Origin of the sequence: uncultured Boseongicola sp. (assembly GCF_937988555.1) — a bacterium.
GTDB lineage: Bacteria > Pseudomonadota > Alphaproteobacteria > Rhodobacterales > Rhodobacteraceae > Boseongicola.
Genome location: NZ_CALJXO010000264.1, coordinates 1 through 2,903, shown reverse-complemented (window position 1 = coordinate 2,903; position 2,903 = coordinate 1). Strand labels below are relative to the sequence as shown.

Sequence of the window (2,903 nt, the reverse complement as noted above, 5' to 3'; positions counted from 1 at the left end):
ACCGCACGCCGCAGAATAATCAAAACCGCATGGCTGTTCAGGGCTACGATATCTGAAGTCTCCGCCCTGCCCAGCCATGCTCCGACACCACCAAGTGGGACATTTCTACTTTGCAGAAAGACGGACATTTCTACTTGGTTGCAACAACGTGTGCGGCCAACAACCTCATCCCAACGCATATCCCGCCCCGCGTACTGTGCGCAGTAGATCATCCCCGCCGTGCGTACAAAGCGCTTTGCGCAGCCGCCCGATGTGCACGTCCACCGTCCGAGTATCTACATAGTTATCACGCCCCCAAACCCGGTCCAGAAGCTGCTCGCGCGACCAAACGCGGCCCGGCTTTTCAATGAATGTGCTCAGCAGCCGAAACTCCGTCGGCCCCAGCTTGATCGCATCGCCGCCCCGCGTTACGCGGTGCGTTTCCGCATCAAGCAGAATGTCCGCGTATTGCAGCCGCTCACCGATTGTCGCAGGTCGTGTGCGTCGAAGCTGAGTGCGCACCCGCGCCATCAGCTCGACCACAGAGTAAGGCTTCACCATGTAATCGTCCGCGCCTGTCTCAAGGCCTCGCACCTTGTCGACCTCTTCGCTACGCGCACTTAACATAATCACCGGCACATTGCGGGTCTGGTTGTTCGCCTTCAAACGCCGGCAAATCTCGATCCCCGACACACCCGGCAGCATCCAGTCCAGCAAAATGATGTCTGGCTGCATCTCATCGATCAACATCAATGCGTCGTCGCCGTTGTCGGTCTTGGTGACGATAAACCCCTCAGCCTCAAGGTTATACGTCAGAACTTCAAGCTGGGCCGCTTCGTCTTCGACAACCAGAACGCTAGGCACACCCGTCGACATGGATCATAGCCCCTCTGCCACATACGCCGTGCGGTCTTGTTTGGGGCGAGCATCATCCGGCATATGTCCGGTCACAAGATAGACGACTTGTTCCGCTATCGATGTCACATGATCGCCCATCCGCTCGATGTTTTTGCCGATAAAGTGCAAATGCATGCAGGCCGTGATGTTACGCGGGTCTTCCATCATATGCGTCAGCAACTCGCGAAACAGCGCTGTATACATCTGATCGACGTCTTCGTCGCGCAAGATCACCCGCTGCGCTAAAGCCTCGTCGCGCTGAATATACGCGTCTAACGCGTCCTTTAGCATCAATTGAACTTCACGTGACATGCGCAGCACGGACGCGGTCGTGCCACTCACTTCGGGTGTCTCCACAAGGATCGCGGTCCGCTTTGCAAGGTTCTTGGCATAGTCACCACAGCGCTCAAGGTTCGCGCTGATCTTGATCACCGTCAAAACAGTACGCAAATCACCCGCTGTCGGCGCACGAAGCGCAATCACACGCGCGGCTTCTTCGTTCACCTGCTCTTCAAGCGCATCAATGGCTTTGTCGGCTTTGCGTACCTGTTCGGCCAGTTCAACGTCCCGGTCCGACAGCGAGCGCGCCGAGTCCAACACTGCGGTTTCGACCATTCCGCCCATTTTCATTAATGTCGCCTGGATGGCTTCTAGGTCTCTGTCAAACGCCGAGGCGATATGTGCTTCGTTCATGTACTACTCGCTCCCCTACCCGATCCGTCCGGTGATATAGCTCTCGGTCCGGCTGTCTTCGGGGTTGGTAAAGATATGTCCGGTCTCGCCGTATTCAACAAGATCGCCCAAGTGGAAAAACGCAGTCTTTTGGCTGACACGCGCTGCCTGATGCATAGAATGTGTAACAATAACCACGGAATAGCGTTGTTTCAGATCATCAATCAACTCTTCTATCTGCGCGGTCGCAATCGGGTCCAGCGCCGAGCACGGCTCATCCATCAGCAGCACTTCAGGCTCGGTCGCAATCGCGCGCGCAATGCACAAACGCTGTTGCTGACCACCCGAAAGCCCCGTGCCCGGCTGGTCCAGACGGTCCTTCACCTCGTTCCAGATTGCCCCGCGCCGAAGCGACGTCTCAACGATCTCGTCCAACTCGGTCTTGTTGCGTGACAGCCCGTGAATGCGCGGCCCGTAGGCAATATTATCATAGATCGACTTCGGGAACGGGTTCGGCTTCTGGAACACCATCCCAACCTTGGCGCGAAGCTGCACAGGGTCGACTTTGGCGTCGTAAATATCCTCGCCGTCGATGCGGATATCGCCGGTGACGCGGGCCACATCAATCGTGTCGTTCATTCGGTTTAGGCACCGCAAGAACGTCGACTTCCCACACCCGGATGGTCCGATAAACGCCGTCACAGTCTTGTCCTGAATTTCGACGGACACGTCCTTAATGGCGTGCGTGTCACCGTAAAAGACGTCTACGCCCTTGGCCGCGATCTTGATGTCGTTCATTTCGATCGTCCGATTTGTTATGCGCATGTCGTTCATGTCTCGCCCCCTACCAGCGTCGCTCAAAGCGGCGGCGGAGTATGATGGCGACTATATTCATTATCAGCAGGAAAATCAGCAGCACGATGATTGCCCCAGAAGCCCGCTCGACAAACGCCGGATCCGAGCGTGTCGTCCAGTTGTAGATCTGAACGGGCAAAGCCGATGCCGGGTCGAAGAAGCCCTCTGGCGGCGCGCCCGGATACTCGCGCACAAAGGCGACCATCCCGATCAGCAACAAGGGGGCCGTTTCCCCTAAAGCTTGGGACAAACCGATGATCGTACCGGTCAAAATGCCAGGTGCGGCAAGCGGCAACACATGATGGAATACCGTTTGCATTTTTGAGGCGCCAACCCCAAGGGCGGCTTCGCGGATCGACGGTGGCACCGACTTTAGCGATGCCCGTGTCGCAATAATGATCGTCGGCAAGGTCATCAGCGTTAAAACTAAACCGCCCACAATCGGCGCCGACTGTGGCAGACCGGCAAAGTTTATAAAGATCGCCAGACCCAAAATACCA

The 2,903-nt window shown here is 56.6% G+C and carries 4 protein-coding genes; all 4 read right to left on the bottom strand.

Annotation, left to right across the window (positions count from 1 at the left end; translation table 11 throughout):
* Positions 1 to 165 precede the first annotated feature (165 nt).
* Positions 166 to 855 carry a phosphate regulon transcriptional regulator PhoB gene (gene phoB, locus Q1B15_RS15960; protein ID WP_299755434.1) on the bottom strand — a complete coding sequence of 230 codons (690 nt, stop codon included), beginning with the start codon at positions 853 to 855 and terminating at the stop codon, positions 166 to 168.
* 3 nt (positions 856 to 858) lie between these two features.
* The gene (gene phoU, locus Q1B15_RS15955) at positions 859 to 1,569 is read right to left on the bottom strand and encodes a phosphate signaling complex protein PhoU (protein ID WP_299755431.1); all 711 of its coding nucleotides are present in this window, start codon (positions 1,567 to 1,569) and stop codon (positions 859 to 861) included.
* Between the two features lie 15 nt (positions 1,570 to 1,584).
* The gene (gene pstB, locus Q1B15_RS15950; protein WP_299755429.1) at positions 1,585 to 2,382 is read right to left on the bottom strand and encodes a phosphate ABC transporter ATP-binding protein PstB; all 798 of its coding nucleotides are present in this window, start codon (positions 2,380 to 2,382) and stop codon (positions 1,585 to 1,587) included.
* Between the two features lie 10 nt (positions 2,383 to 2,392).
* Positions 2,393 to 2,903: ABC transporter permease subunit (locus tag Q1B15_RS15945; RefSeq protein ID WP_299755426.1), on the bottom strand; the 511-nt coding region annotated here is incomplete at its 5' end.

What these genes read in the sequence shown, in the direction of transcription:
- phoU (WP_299755431.1), bottom strand. Translation starts at nt 1,569, where the DNA reads ATGAACGAAGCACATATCGCCTCGGCGTTTGACAGAGACCTAGAAGCC.
- phoB (WP_299755434.1), bottom strand. Translation starts at nt 855, where the DNA reads ATGTCGACGGGTGTGCCTAGCGTTCTGGTTGTCGAAGACGAAGCGGCC.
- pstB (WP_299755429.1), bottom strand. Translation starts at nt 2,382, where the DNA reads ATGAACGACATGCGCATAACAAATCGGACGATCGAAATGAACGACATC.